Consider the following 19119-nt stretch of genomic DNA (forward strand, 5'->3'; position numbering starts at 1 on the left):
AATAATTATAATTTTTATTTGTTGCTGAAAACTTTTTATAAAGACCCTGCACCTGAAGTGTTAACTAATTAAACAGACAATTTCCAGGCACAGGGCCGGGGGATTATTTTCTTTTACCTTACTTCCATGGCCAAAGAATCCATCCAAACTGTGAATTCTTCCTTCTCCTTGTCAGAAAGTTTCGCATCCCAATGCACCAGGGTATATGATTGCAAAGGCATTTCCCCATCTTTCACCTGGCTGCTTATAGAGCGCAACTTACTTCTTTGCCGCCGGGAGGAATATTCCCCAAATTCACTAAAATTCAAATCTGCCTTGCCTTTTTCAATATGGTCGTTCAAATACCAGGTAAACGGCTGGATCTTATTATACCATGGATAATTGGTATTATTGCTATGGCAGTCATAACAAGAGGTTTGCAGGATGGTATTGATGTTTTCGGGCACCTCGTAAATCTCCGTAAAATCTGATTTAGGAATATAATCACTATGATTGCGGTTTGTGGGGATAAACTGTATCCCCACAAAGGCAACCAATAAAACCAGACCGATGATCTTCAGGAATTTCATTCGTTAAATTTCCTTCTGGACCTCTCCACAGCTAAGCATACTTTGCCCAAAATAAGGATTCCTTATTTCCTCACTGGTGCTTAACCAAATCCCACCTTTATTGTCGTTGTACATAGGGCAAAACTGCTGATAGAGCGTTTCGGGGGAACCGGTAATGGCCAGCATATCGACCATGTCAATGCTCATTAGTTCAAAATGCTCCCTTTGGTGTGCCATATCGCTATAGGAAATATGATCGGCGTGTTCCTTGGCGCTTTCAATAATTTCGGTTAGCTCCTGCTGTTCGGCAGCTTCATAACCGCTCCTATCAAAATTTTCAAAAGCTGTTACGAGGCTTTCACCGGCTTGCGCAGCCCCCTCCGAATTATCGGCTACCAGGGCATCTTTTAATTCAAGATAATCATTAATAATAATTCCGGTTTGTGAATCCTGGTTTTCACTGCCAGGCATTTCTTCGGAAGTTTGTTCCCCATCTTCCATCATTTCTGAACCTTCGCTCATATTTTCATGGTCCATTCCTGAATGGTCAACGTTTCCTTCTTCATTGTTGTTTTTACAGGATACTGCTGTTAAGCTCGCAATTACTAGCATTGCAATTCCTAAGTTCACTTTTAGATTTTTCATTTTTGAATTGTTTTAAACTGATATTAATTGATATTGATACTTCACTAAAATCTTATGCTAAGCCCGCCCCCCGCACCAAACCGGTTGTCATAACTTCCCATTAAAGAAAAATTCCTGGAAAGGAAGTATTCGGCACCCACAGTGTACACCTGTTCTTTTTCAAAGTCAGTGCCTTCGGGCAGTTCATTTACCCAGCCAAAATCGGCCTGGAACTCATATTCCCCGAATATGACGAATCTTGGAAATAACATAATTTCCCGGCTTAAACTTATTTGCGGTCTTAGCTTATGGTCCAACCGTACATCCAGGTTGAACATATATGGCGTAAAATAGCGTACCCCGGCAACGGCAGTAGTACTTAGTTCATCCAGGTTATCTTTCATTTCATTTTCCACGTTCACCCCACCAAATACCCGAAACCAGTCGTTCAGGTAATATTCGTAAGAAAACTCAGCTTCTAAATTTTCGTTCCAGCCGTATTCTGCAATTAAATTGAACTGGTTCCTGATATTGCTGGAAACCACATTCACTTCGGTCATGTGAGAGGCTACATCTGCTAAGCCCCAGGTAAAAAAGTGATTCCCTTCCTGAAAGAGAATTTCTCTGGGATGTTCTTTCATTAGTGGATTGCGCTCGGTCTGGTAGGTTACTGCCCTGGCCATGCCCCCAACCATGTGATACAGCACATGGCAGTGTAAAAACCAATCACTGTCCTCATTGGCCTCAAATTCAATGATGGTCTTTTGCATAGGTGCTACATTCACTGTGTGCTTGAGCGGAGAATAGGCTCCATGCTTATTAAGAACACGAAAGAAATGGCCGTGAAAATGCATGGGGTGGTGCATCATGGTGAGGTTGTTGAATATTATTCGCACTTTTTCACCTTTTTCAATTTTAATCATATCGGCTTCGGCCAGGGGTACTCCATTCATACTCCAGATGTAGCGCCACATATTGCCGGTAAGGTTCAGCAAAATCTCTCTTTCGGATTTCGTCTCATCAATAGTAGTAGGGACAGGAGCCTGTAGAAAATCATAATTATAATCTGCAAACATTCCCATTTTTGACATATTGGATCCCCCCCTCTGCTGTCCTTTTTCTGAAGTTTGGGTCTTCTCTGAAGAGGAACGCTCTGCCCGAAGGCTGTCAGTCATCGGTTCATGTGCGTCATGATCCATCTCGGGCATTCTCTGCCTGTCCATATTCCCCATTTTTTTATCGTGGTCCATACCCATATCCCCCTCCATTTTTTCACCATGTTCCATGTCCATTCCCCATTCTTTCATAAACTCGTAGGGCTCGACTTTGCCCGGATTGAATTTCATGGCGGGAGCTCCCATACGCATGTCCATTTCTGCCATCTGCATCATCATACCTATTTTATCCGGCCTTGGCAGCACCTCTGCCGGTAGTATGTCTCCACTTCCGAAATAGGCATGTGTAGCCCCTGAACCATCCTGGGCTACGGCCCGCATTTCAATCTGTCCGTTTTCAGGAATGGTAATGATTAGGTCATAGGTTTCTGCGATGGAAATAAAAAGTTTTTCTTTGTTCACCGGGACCACATCCAGGCCATCGGCCGAAACTAAAAGAGGCGGAGTGCCTCCGAAGGTAAGCCAAAATTGCGTTGATGCGGCTGCATTTATAATGCGTAGCCTTACCTTATCCCCGGCTTCATATTTGGTGTAATGTTGTACTGTATCCCCGTTAGTCAAAAAAGCAGGATAATATATGTCCGCGATATCTGCACCTTCCATGCGCTGACGCCAGAAATCCAGCTGGGCACCCAAAGCGCCCCTGGCAATTACACGGTTCAAGGGAGTCGCAGTTCCTTTTTTAATGCTGTACCATTCGTTGCCGCGCTTTAGGTTCCGCAGGACATTCCGCGGTTTCTCAAAAGTCCAATCCGATAGAACCAGTACTTCGTCGTGATCATAATTATAAGCGGCCGATGGTATTTGTGGTTCTATGACAATTGAACCGTATACGCCACTTTGTTCCTGCAGCATGGTGTGAGAGTGATACCAGTAAGTCCCAGCCTGAATGAGGGGAAATTCATACTTCTGTATCTTACCGGGCTCTATGGGTGGTGTAGTGAGGTAAGGCACTCCGTCGTAAAAATTGGGTAGCAGGAGGCCGTGCCAATGAATTGAAGTTTCCTCTTCCATTTCATTCTTAACGTATATAACGGCATATTCCCCCTCTTTAAAGTTTAAAGTTGGACCGGGAATGCTGCCGTTAATCGTCATGCCCATGCTTTCCTCTCCTGCAATATGGACCATTTCTTCATCTAGGGTTAAATGGTACTCCCGTACAGGTAAATTATCCACATTCCCTTCTAATGAGGGGGTTTGTTGGGCATTAGTAAGATTTATTGATACAACTATTAATAATACTGCAAAAAGATGTTTTTCCATTTCCTATTAATTTAATTAATATTTGAACATGAAGTCATTTGTAGTGGCTATTTCAAATAAAGTATAATCTCAATGAATATTTTAATTCACTCCTAAAACAGATATACCTTACCAGTAGTAAGTAACTGGTATTGACAAAAATATTAAATCAAATAAGAAACACCTGATCCCGAAGATAAATACTATGGATCAGCAAAGGAGGAGAATAAAATGTGTAAGCCGGCACCTGCCGAGGTATATAATTAAATAGAGACACATAGGAATTCGCAAAAGCACCTAAAAACACCTGTTGTTTAAAATCCAGCGATAAAAACGAATTTTTCAACTCGTCCTGACCTTCAACTAAAATTTTTTCATTACTACAACAATGATCCTTCTTCATGGAAGTGGCCATATTGTAATGATCATGAATTCCCATTACGCAACTTTTAGCTTCAGAAAAGACAGCCAGATCCATTAAAAGACCTCCACAGAAATGTTTTTCTACAGTAAAAGATAAAGTAGACAACAACACCACAAGTGCCATCAAAATAGAGACAATATTACGCAATGTACTTTTCATCGTCAATGGAGAAAACATTCCCATAATAGAATGATCTCCTAATTTTTTCGCTTAAAAAGCGAAATTAAATATAAAATAGCAGCTAGTGTTATACTATTATGGAAAAATGTTGTACTAATTGGCTAAGCGAAATAAGCTTTCTTAATTTCATTATATAAAACTCTTTTGAGCGGCATCTCGGCGAACCTCAATATACCGTCAAGACTACGACAATTCTTCTCCCTCTTAAGAACTATATTAATGCTCTGTAGCCGGGTTTTTTTGGGTAACAGCTAAAATCCCTGATGAATGAGGCATTGAAGAGTATTTTCAATTATACAGCTTGCTTTTAAAGCATTATAAATTCTGCTGATAATTAGCCTGTTGTAAAAAATATTTACGCTATAACCATCTGTTTATCAGATAATTAAAACCTAGTCTTACTTCCTCTCTCTTGCCGTTTTGCCTTTGGCGGAACGATCTTGATTTTTTACCGGAGACTATTAATTTTAAAAACATATCCCCGGGTGGAAATCAAATTATAAAAGGGAATTTAACAGCAACTTTTATTCTCCTGAATAGGAGGACAGGGAATACTTCCAAATGAACAGAACACACAACAATCACCCTCTTTGGGCCTTAAAACCTCTTTACATTGCTCACATTGATAAAAAAACTGGCAGGCATCTGTTGGCATTTCTTCTTGCTTGGAGTGGCCGCAATTAGAACACGTCAAAACAGATTTTAAAATAGTTTCCATAGGTATGTTTATAACATTGATGTGATATCCGAGCCCATTGTCGGATAGGCATAAATCATTTTCTTTAAGTCTCGTACTGGCACCTCTTTGTACATCGCAAGTGAGAAAAAGTTAATCGTTTCTTCTACCCCCGGACCAATGAGATGAGCTCCCACCAAAGTACTTTTATCAGTGTCTATTATGGTTTTATAAGCATATTCCTGAACGTTAAGACGTTTAGCATTGAACCACCCTGGAACTGCCTTGGTGTTCACTTTGATATTTAACCCAGCTTTCTCCGCTTCCACTTCAGTCAGACCTACCGAAGCCATAGGTGGTAGGGTAAAGACAACTGACGGCATAGGTGGATATTCCGGTTTCTTATTTTTACCCTTTAATATGTTGGAAGCAATGATATTACCTTCATAAACAGCTACCGGGGTTAATGGAAGCCCATCAGTATCGGCAGCGTCACCAGCAGCATATATGGATGGATTGGAGGTACTTTGTAAGTACTTATTGACCTCAATTCCTTTCTTGTTATAATTTACAGAAGCCTTCTTCAAGTTCAAGTCATCAATATGGGGTACTCTTCCCGCACTGTTGAAAACAGCTTCAGCTGTAAACTCTGTTTCGGAACCATTTGTTTCACCAATTACCGTATAACCTTTTGCATCTTGCTTGATTCCCGTGACGTTTGTTTCGAGCATCAATCTTACTCCAAGTTTTCTGGTGGCCTCCGACAAATGGTGAACTATATCCTTATCAAAATTCTCCAAAGGCTGAGGTCCCCGATGTATGATGGTAACTTCTGCTCCACATCGCTTAGCTATATGTGCAAACTCAAAGGCAATGTATCCACCACCTATAAAGATTAATGAGTTAGGAAGTTCCTGAAGATTTAAAAAATCTGTACTTGTCAATGCAAGGTGACCACCGTCAAATTTCAACTGGCGTGGACGTGCTCCAGTTGCAATAACAATCTTGCTTCCCTTTAAAACTTCCGATGCAATTTCGACTGCATCACTGCCGATGAAGCGAGCGGCACCATGATAGGTGTCGATATCATTGTGTTTATATCCTTTTTCAATTTTTTCAGGCATTGCATCTACAAATTCCTGTTTAAAGGCCATAATGTCCTTCCATTCTACTTGAGGAACCGTATTAATACCCTTTCCTACCAGACGTTGAGCGAAGTCTCTCACTTCGGTAGCACCAATAATTATCTTTTTTGGGTCACAACCACGAAGAGCACAAGTTCCACCATAGGGTAGCTCATCTGTCACAGCTACTTTTAATCCTTTGGAAGCACACTTGTTCGCAACGGTCATACCCGACATACCTGAACCTATTACTATAACATCATATTGTTTCATTGTTTTCTAATTTCTGTTACTTTATATCCTGTTCGTGCAATAGCCGTTTTTACCTCTTGAACATTAGTACGTGTATTATCGAATTCGACAACCGTGTTACCATCTTCGTAAGATACTTTGCAGGAAACAATACCATTCAGCTTGTTAACTTCGGATTTTACATGACCCTCACATCCTGCGCAGGTCATACCGCTCACTAAGAATTCCATGGTTTGAATGTTTTTCTCCTGCACGAACACAACTTCTCTTTCATTGGAAGGATAAAAAGCTTCTGCGTAGTAAGGAAATGCTAAACTCAAGGCAACAAAAACAGTCACTCCACCCAAAAATGTTCTGGATTGGAAGAATGATGTTCGAGATTCTGTGTCGCAACCGCAATCCTCAACCTTGACAGGTTTAATCTTAAGATACCAGGCAACAGCCAAAGCAAAAAGGGAAATCACGACAAGAGGCCATCTAAAAGGCTCCAACCATTCAAATGCACCTGCCATGGTTCCCGTTCCTGCTACTATAGTAAGTAAGGGAGTTATGCAACAAAGGGAACTGGAGATACCAGTTAAAATTCCCACTCCAAGTAAACTGTTTTTAGCATTCATATGGCTTCAGGTTGCCGATTCAACAAATTAAAAAAAGGAGCAAGAAGTTCCCGATGGTCATCCCGTAGCGAGTAAAAGATTGTTTGACCTTCCTTTTCCGATTTTACAAAATCCCTGTCCTTCAACTTTCGCAAGTGTTGCGAAACTGCTGGTATGGTCATGTTCAGAATATCACTTAAATCACAAACACATAACCTTTCCTCTGCCTGAAGGACATAAAGAATCTTTAATCTTACGCTATTACTTACTAAAGAGAGCTTATTGGTTAAGGCACCTACTGCCTCTTCAACTTCTGATATTTGTTCTTTACACCGTTTGATTTGGTTCAAATCGGCCTCTTTCCGTATGCAACTATTTTCTTCCATAAAACAAAGGTAAAAAATTATTTAAGCAAGTACTTAAATACATGAAATATTTTGTTCGGCTAATTATTTTTGACATCCGAGGGTGTAGGACTATTTTTTATTTTACAAATGGCATCATTTTAATTCAACTAATCAGTTATCTGGAGGAAAAAATAAAGAAAATCGCTGAATCATTTTTGTCGCTGATAATTAAAATAAAAAAGTAGGATAGGATGTAGAATAAATTCCCATTGAGATAGAAAATATCTTTCTGGATGGCTGGTATATAAATCCCTTTGTTTTCCATTCTCAATGCCGTTACTGTGATGTAAAAGAAAGTACTCAATAATGAAATTTCCGTAAAACCATCGCTAAAGTGGTTAGATGGAAAACTTAGATGGGGCAATCTTTATTACTGAAGGAATTTCAAAATTAGGCTTCTCCCTCCCGTAATTGCCATTTTAAACACAACATTAATATGTACAAGCCTGCCACCGTTTCTAAACTTAGGTTAAGTAACCTTTCATTAGCTCATCTATCTATTAATTGCACTTCCTGTGCATTCATATTTTAATACCTTTGCAATGTGAAATTTTTCGCAGTCATATTATCCGTTTATTTCCTGGGGCTAAACTTTATACCCTGTGATGATACAGCCGTGTCTGAAAATCAGGATACTGTCTCCGTTAGTATGGAAATATACCAGGATCAGCCGGGAGACCAGCAGGGGACTTCTGATGACTGTCCTCCTTTTTGCCAGTGTCACTGCTGTCATATCCATTTGGTGAGAAGCACTCCCAGTGCCTTCGAAATTTTTGAACCAAAAATACCTTTTTTGACACCTTTGTTTGGAGAGCGTGTCGGCAAAGAAATTGCCTTTTCTCACTTTCAACCACCCCGCGTTTAATTCAACTTTTGTGATAGGATAATTATATCCTTACGCCATTGACTTCATTAATGGCCATCTCATCTATTTATGTTGAATTAAATTCTATTATTAATGATTAACAAAATTATAGCATTCTCTATAAACAATAAGTTTATAATAGGTTTGCTAACATTGGCACTTATTGGAGCCGGAGTATGGTCTATGATGACCGTAAACCTGGGTTCGGTTCCTGATATTACAAATAATCAGGTGCAGGTTATTACCCAATCTCCCAGCTTAGGTACTGAAGATATTGAACAGTTTGTCACTTATCCGGTCGAACTGGCAATGGGTAATCTTCCTGGGGTGACTGAATTACGGTCTATTTCCCGCTTCGGACTCTCGGTGGTAACTATCGTTTTTGAAGATGACATGGGCACTTATTTACCCCGACAGCTGGTTCAGGAAAAATTGACCGAACTGCAGGAAACCATTCCGGAAAACTTTGGTAGCCCATCGATGGGTCCAATTTCTACCGGGCTAGGACAGATTTATGAATATACCATTCAGCCGCAACCCGGTTTTGAGACGCAATATACTCCTGTTGAGCTTCGCAGTATTCAGGACTGGATTGTAAAAAGGCAGTTAACCCTGCTGGAAGGGGTTGTGGAAGTCAATTCGTTTGGTGGATCAATCAAGCAGTACGAAGTAGCCATCAACCCTGAAAAATTAAACGCGCTGGATGTAAGTATCTCTCAGGTGTATGAGGCCCTGGCCCGGAATAATGTAAATACCGGTGGAGCCTACATTGAGAGGAACAGAATGTCCAACTTCATTCGGGGAGAAGGCCTGATCCAGTCCTTAGATGACATCAGGAAAATAGTGGTTACCCATGAAAATAATACTCCTGTTACGATTGGAGATATAGCCGAAGAAGTGAATTTTGGAAGTCAGGTGCGTTATGGTGCTTTTACCCAGGATGGAGAGGAAGCTGTGGGGGGTATTATTATGATGCTGAAAGGTTCCAATCCTAATGCAGTGATACAGAATGTAAAAGACAGGATGGCAGAGGTGGAAGAATCCTTGCCGGAAGGACTTGAAATCAGGCCCATCATTGACAGAAGTATGCTAATTGGCAGAACAACCGATACTGTGACTAAAAACCTGTTGGAAGGAGCCTTAATTGTAATTTTTGCTTTGGTTTTTCTTCTTGGTAGCTTGCGCGGAGGTTTAATTACTGCTACCACCATTCCTCTTTCTCTGCTTTTTGCTTTTATTCTTATGAAGCAGTTTGGCGTTTGGGCAAACCTGATGAGCCTGGGTGCCATCGACTTCGGGATAATCATTGATGGTGCGGTTATTATCATAGAAGGTGCCGTTTATGAAATCCATAAAAGGATTAAAGCCGGAAAAGCCAAGTTTAATCAGACTGTAATGGACGAGGTAGCTTACGACTCCGGAAGCACTATGATGAGGTCGGCATTTTTTGGTCAAATTATTATCCTGATTGTGTTTGCACCTATTTTATTCCTTACCGGGGTGGAAGGCAAAATGTTCAAACCAATGGCTTACACTTTTGGTTTTGCAATGATAGGTGCCATCATCTTGTGCCTTACCTACGTTCCTATGATGACTGCATTATTTATGAAGCCGATTCAAAACAAGAAAAACTGGTATGGCAAGTTGGAGCGCTGGCTGGAAAAAGTTAGTGATAAAATCATTGGTGGTATCCATCGTGCCTACCTTCCGATTTTAAAAGTTTCCCTTCGCCTTAGAGCAGCGGTAATCATAGGATCTATTGTTTTATTAGGGGCTGCAGGTTATGTTTTTTCCACGATGGGGGGAGAATTTATTCCTCAGTTAGATGAAGGGGACATTGCCATGCAGGCTTTGATCAGACCCGGTAGTTCGCTGACTGAATCCATAGAAGTCTCCAAAAAAATAGAAACTTTGCTACTGGAAAACTTCCCTGAAATTGAAACGGTAACAGCCCGTATCGGGGTGGCCGATATTCCTACAGATCCCATGCCGATGGATATAGCAGACATGTATCTAATTCTCGATAAGGACAGGGACAAATGGGTATCTGCTGAAACCAAAGAGGAACTCATTGAACAAATCGAAGAACTACTCAATAAAAACCTTACCGGTGTCAACTTTGTTTTCACTCAGCCGGTAGAGCTGAGGTTTAATGAACTTCTGGAAGGGGTAAGAGAAGATATTGCAGTAAAGCTCTATGGGGAGGATTTAGAGGTACTTTCTACAAAGGTCCAGGAAATGGCAGAGATTATTCAAACCGTTCCCGGAGCCGGAGATGTGAATGCGGAAAGAACGTCTGGTCTCCCACAAATGACGGTGCGTTATAACCGGGATAAACTCGCTCAATACGATCTGGATATTCAAAAAATCAATGAGTACATAAGCACTGCATTTGCAGGCGGAGTAGCCGGGGTTGTTTTTGAAGGAGAAAGGCGTTTCGACCTGGTGGTTCGCTTTGATGAAGCACACCGACAAAGTATTGAAGATTTAAGAACTTTATACATTGATCTTGACGATGGTACTCAAATTCCTATCAATGAAATAGCCGATATACGTTATGTGCCCGGACCGATGCAGATATCACGTGACGACACCTATCGAAGAACTTATGTTGGGGTGAACACCCGGGGGCGCGATGTCGAGTCTGTTGTCAATGACATTCAGGCAAAACTGGATGCCGAACTGGATTTACCCCCGGGATACTACATTGAATATGGTGGAGAATTTGAAAATCTTCAAAGTGCAAAAAGCCGACTCTCCATTGTTGTTCCTATCGCCCTCTTCCTGATTTTTGTACTACTTTATTTTGCACTTAAATCTTTTTCGCAATCTATCATGATCTATATGGCCATCCCATTAGCTGCCATTGGGGGTATTTTTGCCCTCTGGCTTCGGGACATGCCTTTTAGTATTTCGGCAGGTGTAGGATTTATCGTGCTCTTTGGAGTTGCAGTATTAAACGGACTTGTGCTGGTGAATCGCTTCAATTCATTAAAAGAAGAAGGAGTAACAAGTATTAAGGATCGGATATTAATAGGTACCAAAGAACGAATCAGGCCGATCATGCTCACGGCTACAACCGATATTTTAGGGTTCATGCCTATGGCATTTTCCACATCAGCAGGAGCAGAGGTGCAGCAGCCATTAGCAACGGTGGTTATAGGTGGTATGCTCACAGCTACCCTCCTTACCCTGGTGGTGTTACCTGTGCTTTATACTTTAATAGAAAATATGAAAAACAGAAGAAGAAGTAGTAATAATAGTAATGGCTTTGCACCAGCTCCGGCAATATTGGTGGCATTGCTTTCTGTCGGAAGCCTTTTAGGTTTTAGCACCCGTGCAGGGGCACAGGAAAATAATTTTTTACAGAAAAATATTCCGGTGCAGTCTGAGACAGTTCAGCAGCAGGATTCACTACAAACCTTAACCTTAGAAGAGGCCCAGAAGCGGGCAATTGAAGTTTTTCCGAGAATAAGAGCCGCTGCCCTGGAGATAGAAAGTCAGCAGGCCTTAAAGAAAACGGCATGGGACTTTGGTAATACCCAGTTATTTACCGGTGCGGAAGAAATTAGTAGTGGTTCGGATAATGCTGACCTCGGGGTTTATACACAAATTGGAGTTCAGCAACAGAATATTGACATCTTCGTAATTGCCCCGCGCCTGAAGTTGCAGAAAGAAAGAGTGGCCCTGGCAGAAGAAGCCCTTGATCTTTCCATTCTTGAAGTAGAACTGGAGGTAAGTCGGGCCTGGGCTTCGGTATATGCTGCTAAAAATGCATATGAAACACTGCGGAGCCTGGATTCCTCATTTACCGATATCGAAAGGGCTGCACAAATAAGGCTGGAAACAGAAACAATCTCAAGGTTGGAATATTTGGCCACCGTAAACCAGGGCAATGAGGTTGAAATTCAAAAAGAGCAGGCATACAGGGATTATCTTAAAGCCTTACAGCGATTCAACCTGTGGTTTGCCAGTGACACTCTTTATACGGTACCTAACGTTCCTACCGAAGAGATTGATGAGCCCATTTCCGAATTATTACAACCTCTCGGCAATCATCCCCTCCTGGATGTATTTGAGCAACGAGTAGAAGTGGCTGATGCAACTTTTAAGGAAAGGCGGGCGCAGTTTCTTCCAAAATTTCAGGCGCAGTACGGTAGGCAGAAAATTGACGGCCAAACGGGCTTTTATCAATATCAGGTGGGCATCAGTATTCCCTTGTTCTTTGGACCTGAGCTAGGGAGAACACAATCTGCCAGATTAAATCGTGAGATAGCTGATGCAAATTTACAACAAACCCAACTGGAGCTTAAAACAACTTACACCAGAGCGCGCGAGGAATACCTTAAATGGCTTAACTCCTGGAGATATTATCAGGAGGAGGCGCTTCCATTAGCCGTCGAACAGCGGGAAGGAGCAATCATTGCCTATAGGGAAGGAGCAATTGATTATGTCACTTTTCTACAAAATATAAGGGATGCTGTACGAATAGAGATTGATGCCTGGGAGGCATTAGCAAATTATCTCAACAGCCGCTCCCAACTTGAGTATTTTATGAACACTTCAGAATAAATCGGTACTAATAGCTAAAGAATAAAAAAATGAAAAAACATTTTATAAAATTGTTCACCCTATTTATTGCAACAAGCTTTTTTGTTGCTTGTAATAATGGAGGAGGCGAAGAAGGGGAAACTGCAGCTCAGGAAGAGCAGGCTCTAGAAGAAGGCGGTATGGGAGAAGTGCATCTCTCCGAACTCAAGTTTAATAGTCTGGGCATAAAAGTGGACACTCTGCCCACCCGTCCGCTTTCCGAGATAGTGGAAGCGACCGGGCAACTGGAAGTACCGCCACAATATGAGGCGACAGTAACTGCAATTTTAGGTGCCAACGTTACTTCTATTGAAGTTATTGAGGGCGATGAAGTTAGAAAAGGCCAAACCCTGGCGTATCTTTCCCACCCTAACCTCACAAGTTTACAGACTGATTATATGACAACTTACAGTCGTATGCAGAACCTGGAACAAGAATTTAATCGCCAGCAAAGGCTGTACGAACAGGAAGTTGGTTCGGGTAAATTATTTCAACAGGCACAGGCCGATTATCAGGTGGTACAGGCAGAGGTCAAGGGGTTGGAGTCACAGCTAAGACGGTTAAACCTAAATGTTACGTCGATACGAGAAGGAAATATTAATGAGAATATACCTGTGGTAAGTCCAATCCAGGGGAACATTGAAGATGTTAGTGTGAAGATAGGACAATATGTTGATCCTCAAACCGAGCTATTCGAAGTGATTAATACCGAACATGTACATGCCGATTTAATGGTATTTGCAAAAGATGTATACAAGATTAAAGAAGGGCAAAAAGTTTTACTTCAAATGGAATCCATACCAGGAAGATCTTATACTGCTGAGATATATTCCGTCGGTAAAAAGTTCGAGCAAAATCCCAAAGCTATTCACGTCCATGCAGAGATACAGGAGGAAACAGAAAACCTTGTTCCCGGTATGTATATCAACGGCAGGATTATTACAGGCACCGGTACGGAGGTGACGGCTTTGCCGGAGGAGGCCATTATTGAGGAAGAAGGAAAATTCTACATCTTCACCGCTGAAAAGCACGAGGAGAACGGGGAAACCGAATGGTCGTTTAAACCGGTGGAAGTGATCACAGGAGAAGAAAATGAAGGCTGGGTAGAAATTAAGTTACTGCAGCCTTTACCTGAAGATGCAAAGGTGGCGTGGAACAATGCTTATTACCTTATTGCAGAAATGAAGAAAGGGGAAACAGGTCATGACGATTAAACTATGAAAGCTATAGAAAAATTTTTAGAAGAGAAGCATGTGAGACCCACTGCTATGCGAATGCTTATATTCAAGTTTTTGGCACAGAAACAAGTGGCTGTAACATTAGCTGATATAGAGATAGCTTTTGAAAAAAGTGAAAGAACAACTATTTACCGTACCATTAAAACTTTTGAAAATAGCGGAATTGTTCACGTCATAGAAGATGGAAGTGGAGTATCTAAGTATGCACTTTGTGAGGCGGGCTGTAATTGTGAGCTCGACAGCGATCTTCATCTTCACTTTCACTGTGAAATTTGTAAAGAAACCCAATGTTTAACTGAAACTAAGATTCCGCATATTAACCTTCCGCCGGGTTTTACAGCAACTGACGCCAGTTTGGTAGTCAAAGGAACCTGTGACAAATGCAATAAGGAATAAGCATTTTTAAACTTTGCGATTCTAAAGCACATCCATCAGGAAAAAATGCACTTCCGTTGCAGGACTATATAGATTAATTTCGTTCCTGTAATTAATTATTAGATAGGAAAATGCCAGTTTTAATGGATTGGCTTTTTCTATTGAAAGACCTTTAATAAGAAGTTATGGCGAAAGACAAGGACTATAAAGACGCAGAATTACAAGATCCAACAATTACTTCTCCCAGAACGGCTGAAGAACCCGGACCAAAACCTGAAAAAGGTGAAGATAGCTGTTGTCCACCTCAGCATAATGGAGCAGGTAAAAATGAGGAAGAAAGATCTTCCTTTATTCCGACTATAGTAAGCTTGATACTTTTACTGTTTGGTATTGGGCTGGACTTTTTTGATGTGGAATGGTTTCAAGGATATCTGCGCTTAATTGTTTTTGGTGTTGCTTATGTTCTCGTTGGCGGGAAAGTTGTACAACATGCTGTGACCAACATCGCAAAAGGAAATATCTTCAATGAATTTTTTCTTATGACCATTGCCACTCTCGGGGCATTTTATATTGGAGAATATGCAGAAGGAGTTGCCGTAATGTTGTTTTACGTGATTGGAGAACATTTTCAGGAAGCAGCGGTTGCACGATCCCGTCGCTCAATAAAAGCTCTTATTGATAATCGTCCCGAGGAGGTTACATTGATCAAGAATGGACAAGTTTCAATTGTTAATCCGAAGAATGTGAACATTGGGGAAATCATCCAGATCAAACCCGGGGAGAAAGTAGCGCTTGACGGAGAAATGCTTAGTGAAAGCTCCTCCTTTAATACTGCCGCCCTTACAGGAGAATCAAAACCTGATACCAAGAAAAAAGGAGAGACAGTGCTTGCAGGGATGATAAACCTAGATAAGCTGGTTGAGCTAAAAGTAACTTCCGGTTATGAAGACAGTGCTTTATCAAAAATTCTCAAACTCGTTGAAGAAGCAGGTGGGAGGAAAGCAAAAACCCAAAAATTCATCACCCGCTTTGCAAAAATTTATACTCCGATCGTGGTTTTCTTCGCCATAGGTCTGGCGTTGCTGCCCTATTTCTTTGTCGACGCTTATATTTTTGAGGATTGGCTATACCGGGCCCTGGTATTTTTGGTGATCTCCTGTCCCTGTGCCCTGGTAATCTCCATTCCCCTGGGATATTTTGGAGGTATAGGCGCCGCTTCCCGCAACGGTCTTCTTTTTAAAGGCTCCAATTTTCTCGACCTCATTACAAAGGTAGATACCGTGGTAATGGACAAAACCGGAACACTCACTGAAGGAGTGTTTAAAGTACAGGAGGTAAAAGTCCAAAGTCTGGAAAAGGACCGGTTTTTGGCTCTGACAGCGGCATTGGAGAGCAAGTCCACCCATCCTATTGCTTCGGCAGTTGTAGAACACTCCGGGAACGCTTTCAAACAGCTGAAAGTGCAGAACGTAGAAGAAATTGCCGGACACGGATTAAAAGGAACGGTAGACGGGAAAGAACTTTTGGTCGGGAACGCGAAATTGTTGCGAAAGTTCAACATCTCCTATGCCCCGGAGATAGAGGAAATAGTGGAAACGATTGTTGTGGTAGCAATGGATGGTAAATATGAAGGTTACATAACTATTGCCGATCAAATTAAAGAAGATGCGGCGTTAGCCATAAAGCAACTTCGGGAGTATGGTATTGATAATATTGTAATGCTCTCTGGCGATAAAGATTCTATTGTTCAAAAAGTAGCGCGACAGTTAAAGATCGACAAAGCATACGGTGGACTACTGCCTCAGGACAAGGTGGCTAAGGTCGAGGAACTAAAGAAACAGGGGAAAAAGGTGGCATTCGTAGGAGACGGTATAAATGATGCCCCGGTGATCACCTTAGCCGATGTAGGAATGGCCATGGGAGCCTTAGGCTCTGACGCAGCAATAGAGACCGCAGATGTGGTGATACAAACAGATCAGCCGGGCAAAATCGGCACGGCCATTAAGATCGGCAAAAAAACGCGACAGATTGTATGGCAGAATATTGGCCTTGCCTTTGGAGTAAAGGCACTGGTGCTAATTTTTGGCGCATTTGGGGTAGCATCTTTATGGGAAGCAGTTTTTGCTGACGTGGGAGTGGCATTCTTAGCCATTTTGAATGCTGTGAGACTACAAAGGATAAAATTCTAAAACCAGCGAAATGAAAAATCAGCACCGGAAAAAGGATTTAAAAATAGCCAGGAAAATTCAGGTTTATAATATTATTTATGATATTATAGAAGTCGTAGTTTCTTTAATTGCAGGATTTACCTCTGGAAGTGCAGCCCTTATTGGTTGGGGTCTGGATAGTGTAATTGAAGTTGTTTCTGCCAGTACTTTATGGTGGCGTCTAAATGGTGAAATAGAGGGAATTGAGGACAATAAAGTCAGGAAAAGGGAAAAAATCACTTTGTTTGTAATCGCAGGATCTTTTCTCCTTGTAAGTGGTTATATTACTTACGATTCAATCACCAAGTTGATAAATGAAAATACCCCCAACTGGAGCACCCTTGGAATAATTATTTTGTTGGTCTCTTTAGTGGTTAATCCTATTTTAATATACTACAAACGAAAGTACGGTAAAAAATTGGACAGCAAAGAATTGCTTGCCGATTCAAAAGACACCTTCATATGCCTTTACCAAACAGTGGCAGTATTAGGTGGTTTATTAGCTGTTCGATATTTAGGTTGGTGGTGGGCTGACCCTGTGGCGGCTCTTCTTATTGTACCATATGCCTTAAAAGAAGGTTGGGGGGCGTTTAAAAATGGAAGAAATATTAGTTCGGACACATGAATAGGTTGTTATTAGTTTATTTAGAGGCTTGATATTTTTTAAAATGAAGTTATGAGTTGTTGGTTATGGGTCTTAATATTACTTGCTGTTAGTATTAAAACCTTTGAATCAATTGTTCCTATTGACTTCTTGTTTACTAGAGATATGCTCGCTTGCATTGCCTTGACCGCCTTTTCTGAGGATTCTTTGATTTCTCTGGCACTGGTTATAGAGCGGATATTGCAACTGCCCATATTGGCCCTTCCATCTCAAGTGTTACTGAGAATAAGGAACAGTAGCAACAATCTATCTTAGCTTTTAGTTGTTTGCTACAGGCAATTATCGTTCTCCTAGTCAAAAAATTCCATATTCAGTATTTACTAAAGAGCAAGTATCTTATCTTTAGTACGTATAATCTCAAATCTTACAATTTTGATACATATACTTACAACAGGTGGCACCATCGAAGGGCTGGATTGTGACCAAAAACAAAGCGCCGGGAAAACTTCACTAAGTAATTTTCTGGAAGCGGCGAATGTTTCTTTTTCTTTTTCCATAGAAGAAGTTTTCCAGAAAGATAGCAGATTTATTACATTTGATGACCGGGAGTATTTGGCAGAAAAAGTCCAAACCTCAGAATCTTCAAAAATTTTGATATCTCACGGCACTTTCACTATGGAAGAAACTGCAAAACATATAGCAGATCGAAAAATAAATAAAACGATAGTTCTCACCGGTTCCTTTATCCTGGGGTCCTCTCGAAATACAGATGCTCCATTCAATTTAGGCTATGCAATATGTGCCTTACAGTTTTTAAAACCAGATGTCTATGTGGCTATGAACGGCAGAATTTTTCATTGGAGCAATGTTGCTAAAAATTTAAAGACAAATAAGTTTGAGTCTAAAGATGAAACACAATGATGTTTGGCACTTCAATCCATTGGGGACGACCATTTTTTATTTATTGATTGACACCATTATTGAATTACTTGCTGTCATTCAAAATCCAAAGCTGAAATCCAGATATATTGCTTTCAGTCTGCTATAGTAAAGGTTTAGCTTTTAGTGAAAATCCAAGGCTTATCTTGTCAATTCATTACTCCGAATAACTACTACTAAATAATAGTTAAGATATTTTCCATAATAATAGAAGGTAACTGACTTGATAATGCTTAATTTCAAGATTAGATAATCAGGTGGAAAAGATAGAAGGCCTGGATAACGAATTAAAAAAAAGAAGCAACAGCTTTTATTAAAGAGTGCCCTAGAATCAGTAAATGCGTCTTTTTACCTATATCATCGAAGACACTTTTAAAATAAAGACAGCAGATCTATCACATTTGAAGACCGAAGTATTTGGTAGAAAAAATCCAAACCTCAAAAGCTTCAAAAATTTTTATATTCCACGGTACTTTCACTATGAAAGAAACTGCAGAACATAAAGCAGACCGTAAAATAAATAAAATGATAGTTCTCACCGGTTCCTTTATTCTGGGATCCTCTCGAAATACAGATGCTCCATTCAATTTAGGCTATGTAATAGATGCCTTACAATTTTTAAAGCCAGACGTTTATGTGGCTATGAACAACAGGATTTTTCATTGGAGCAACGCGACTAATTTGAAGACAAATAAGTTCGAACGCAAAGATGAGAAACAATGATGTTTGGCACTTCAATCCATTGGACGACCTTTTTTTACCTATTGATTGACACGATTATTGTACTTATTGCTGTCATTCAAAATGCAAAGCTAAAACGCCTGAGCCTAAGAAGGTATATAACTCTCGGGTTGCTGTATATTGCTTACAACTTAACCGGTGGGTTCCTGCCAACAGAAAGTTTTCCTGATCCAGTAATTGTTCAATATATCATTACTTATGGCGTAGCAATAGCTCTGTGCCTTTATATGATTTATTATTTATATAAAGATTATGATATTCAATTTTTAAAGTATGGTTATACCATCCGCAATATTGCTATACTCGTTGGTG

The 19119-nt window shown here is 40.7% G+C and carries 16 protein-coding genes and 1 pseudogene; 9 read left to right on the forward strand and 8 right to left on the reverse strand.

Annotation, left to right across the window (positions count from 1 at the left end):
• Positions 1-113: 113 nt before the first annotated feature.
• The 8 genes from ACQ93I_RS07310 to ACQ93I_RS07345 form a co-directional block, all read right to left on the reverse strand.
• Positions 114-569 carry a heme-binding domain-containing protein gene (locus ACQ93I_RS07310; protein ID WP_431697871.1) on the reverse strand — a complete coding sequence of 152 codons (456 nt, stop codon included), beginning with the start codon at positions 567-569 and terminating at the stop codon, positions 114-116.
• A 3-nt stretch (positions 570-572) separates the two neighbouring features.
• On the reverse strand, positions 573-1193 hold the full coding sequence (locus ACQ93I_RS07315; RefSeq protein ID WP_431697873.1) for a DUF3347 domain-containing protein: 621 nt from the start codon (positions 1191-1193) through the stop codon (positions 573-575).
• 44 nt (positions 1194-1237) lie between these two features.
• On the reverse strand, positions 1238-3610 hold the full coding sequence (locus tag ACQ93I_RS07320; protein ID WP_431697874.1) for a multicopper oxidase domain-containing protein: 2373 nt from the start codon (positions 3608-3610) through the stop codon (positions 1238-1240).
• Between the two features lie 148 nt (positions 3611-3758).
• Positions 3759-4196: an HYC_CC_PP family protein gene (locus tag ACQ93I_RS07325; protein ID WP_265164204.1), complete on the reverse strand. Its 438-nt coding sequence runs from the start codon at positions 4194-4196 to the stop codon at positions 3759-3761.
• A gap of 508 nt (positions 4197-4704) precedes the next feature.
• Positions 4705-4911 (reverse strand): GDCCVxC domain-containing (seleno)protein, encoded by a 207-nt coding sequence (locus ACQ93I_RS07330; protein ID WP_229793613.1) that lies wholly within the window; start codon positions 4909-4911, stop codon positions 4705-4707.
• 8 nt (positions 4912-4919) lie between these two features.
• Entirely contained in the window at positions 4920-6266 is a 1347-nt protein-coding gene (locus ACQ93I_RS07335) for a dihydrolipoyl dehydrogenase family protein (protein ID WP_266069612.1), read from the reverse strand.
• On the reverse strand, positions 6263-6862 hold the full coding sequence (gene merTP, locus ACQ93I_RS07340) for a mercuric transport protein MerTP (protein ID WP_189602856.1): 600 nt from the start codon (positions 6860-6862) through the stop codon (positions 6263-6265). The genes ACQ93I_RS07335 and merTP overlap by 4 nt, the downstream gene beginning before the upstream one ends.
• Positions 6859-7227, reverse strand: coding sequence for an ArsR/SmtB family transcription factor (locus ACQ93I_RS07345; RefSeq protein ID WP_189602855.1), 369 nt, complete (start codon positions 7225-7227; stop codon positions 6859-6861). Before ACQ93I_RS07345 ends, merTP begins: the two co-directional genes overlap by 4 nt.
• A 565-nt stretch (positions 7228-7792) precedes the next feature.
• Here ACQ93I_RS07345 and ACQ93I_RS07350 point away from each other — a divergent pair.
• The 9 genes and pseudogenes from ACQ93I_RS07350 to ACQ93I_RS07390 form a co-directional block, all read left to right on the forward strand.
• Positions 7793-8113: a DUF6660 family protein gene (locus ACQ93I_RS07350; protein WP_311686710.1), complete on the forward strand. Its 321-nt coding sequence runs from the start codon at positions 7793-7795 to the stop codon at positions 8111-8113.
• A 93-nt stretch (positions 8114-8206) separates the two neighbouring features.
• A complete protein-coding gene (locus tag ACQ93I_RS07355; RefSeq protein ID WP_431697875.1) occupies positions 8207-12685 on the forward strand; it encodes a CusA/CzcA family heavy metal efflux RND transporter in 4479 nt (1492 codons plus the stop codon).
• A gap of 29 nt (positions 12686-12714) precedes the next feature.
• Positions 12715-13917, forward strand: coding sequence for an efflux RND transporter periplasmic adaptor subunit (locus ACQ93I_RS07360; RefSeq protein WP_311499744.1), 1203 nt, complete (start codon positions 12715-12717; stop codon positions 13915-13917).
• A gap of 3 nt (positions 13918-13920) precedes the next feature.
• Positions 13921-14337, forward strand: a complete 417-nt coding sequence (locus tag ACQ93I_RS07365; RefSeq protein ID WP_189602851.1) for a Fur family transcriptional regulator — start codon at positions 13921-13923, stop codon at positions 14335-14337.
• Positions 14338-14501: 164 nt separating this feature from the next.
• Entirely contained in the window at positions 14502-16505 is a 2004-nt protein-coding gene (locus ACQ93I_RS07370) for a heavy metal translocating P-type ATPase (RefSeq protein ID WP_189602850.1), read from the forward strand.
• A gap of 10 nt (positions 16506-16515) precedes the next feature.
• Positions 16516-17148 carry a cation diffusion facilitator family transporter gene (locus ACQ93I_RS07375; RefSeq protein WP_189602849.1) on the forward strand — a complete coding sequence of 211 codons (633 nt, stop codon included), beginning with the start codon at positions 16516-16518 and terminating at the stop codon, positions 17146-17148.
• A 411-nt stretch (positions 17149-17559) separates the two neighbouring features.
• Positions 17560-18048, forward strand: coding sequence for an asparaginase domain-containing protein (locus tag ACQ93I_RS07380; RefSeq protein WP_189602848.1), 489 nt, complete (start codon positions 17560-17562; stop codon positions 18046-18048).
• Between the two features lie 498 nt (positions 18049-18546).
• Positions 18547-18789 (forward strand): asparaginase domain-containing protein, encoded by a 243-nt coding sequence (locus tag ACQ93I_RS07385; RefSeq protein WP_229793612.1) that lies wholly within the window; start codon positions 18547-18549, stop codon positions 18787-18789.
• Positions 18786-19119: pseudogene (locus ACQ93I_RS07390) on the forward strand (LuxR family transcriptional regulator); the annotation flags it as partial. The gene ACQ93I_RS07385 and the pseudogene ACQ93I_RS07390, both read left to right, overlap by 4 nt.

The organism is Salinimicrobium sp. WS361 (assembly GCF_050750585.1).
GTDB lineage: Bacteria > Bacteroidota > Bacteroidia > Flavobacteriales > Flavobacteriaceae > Salinimicrobium.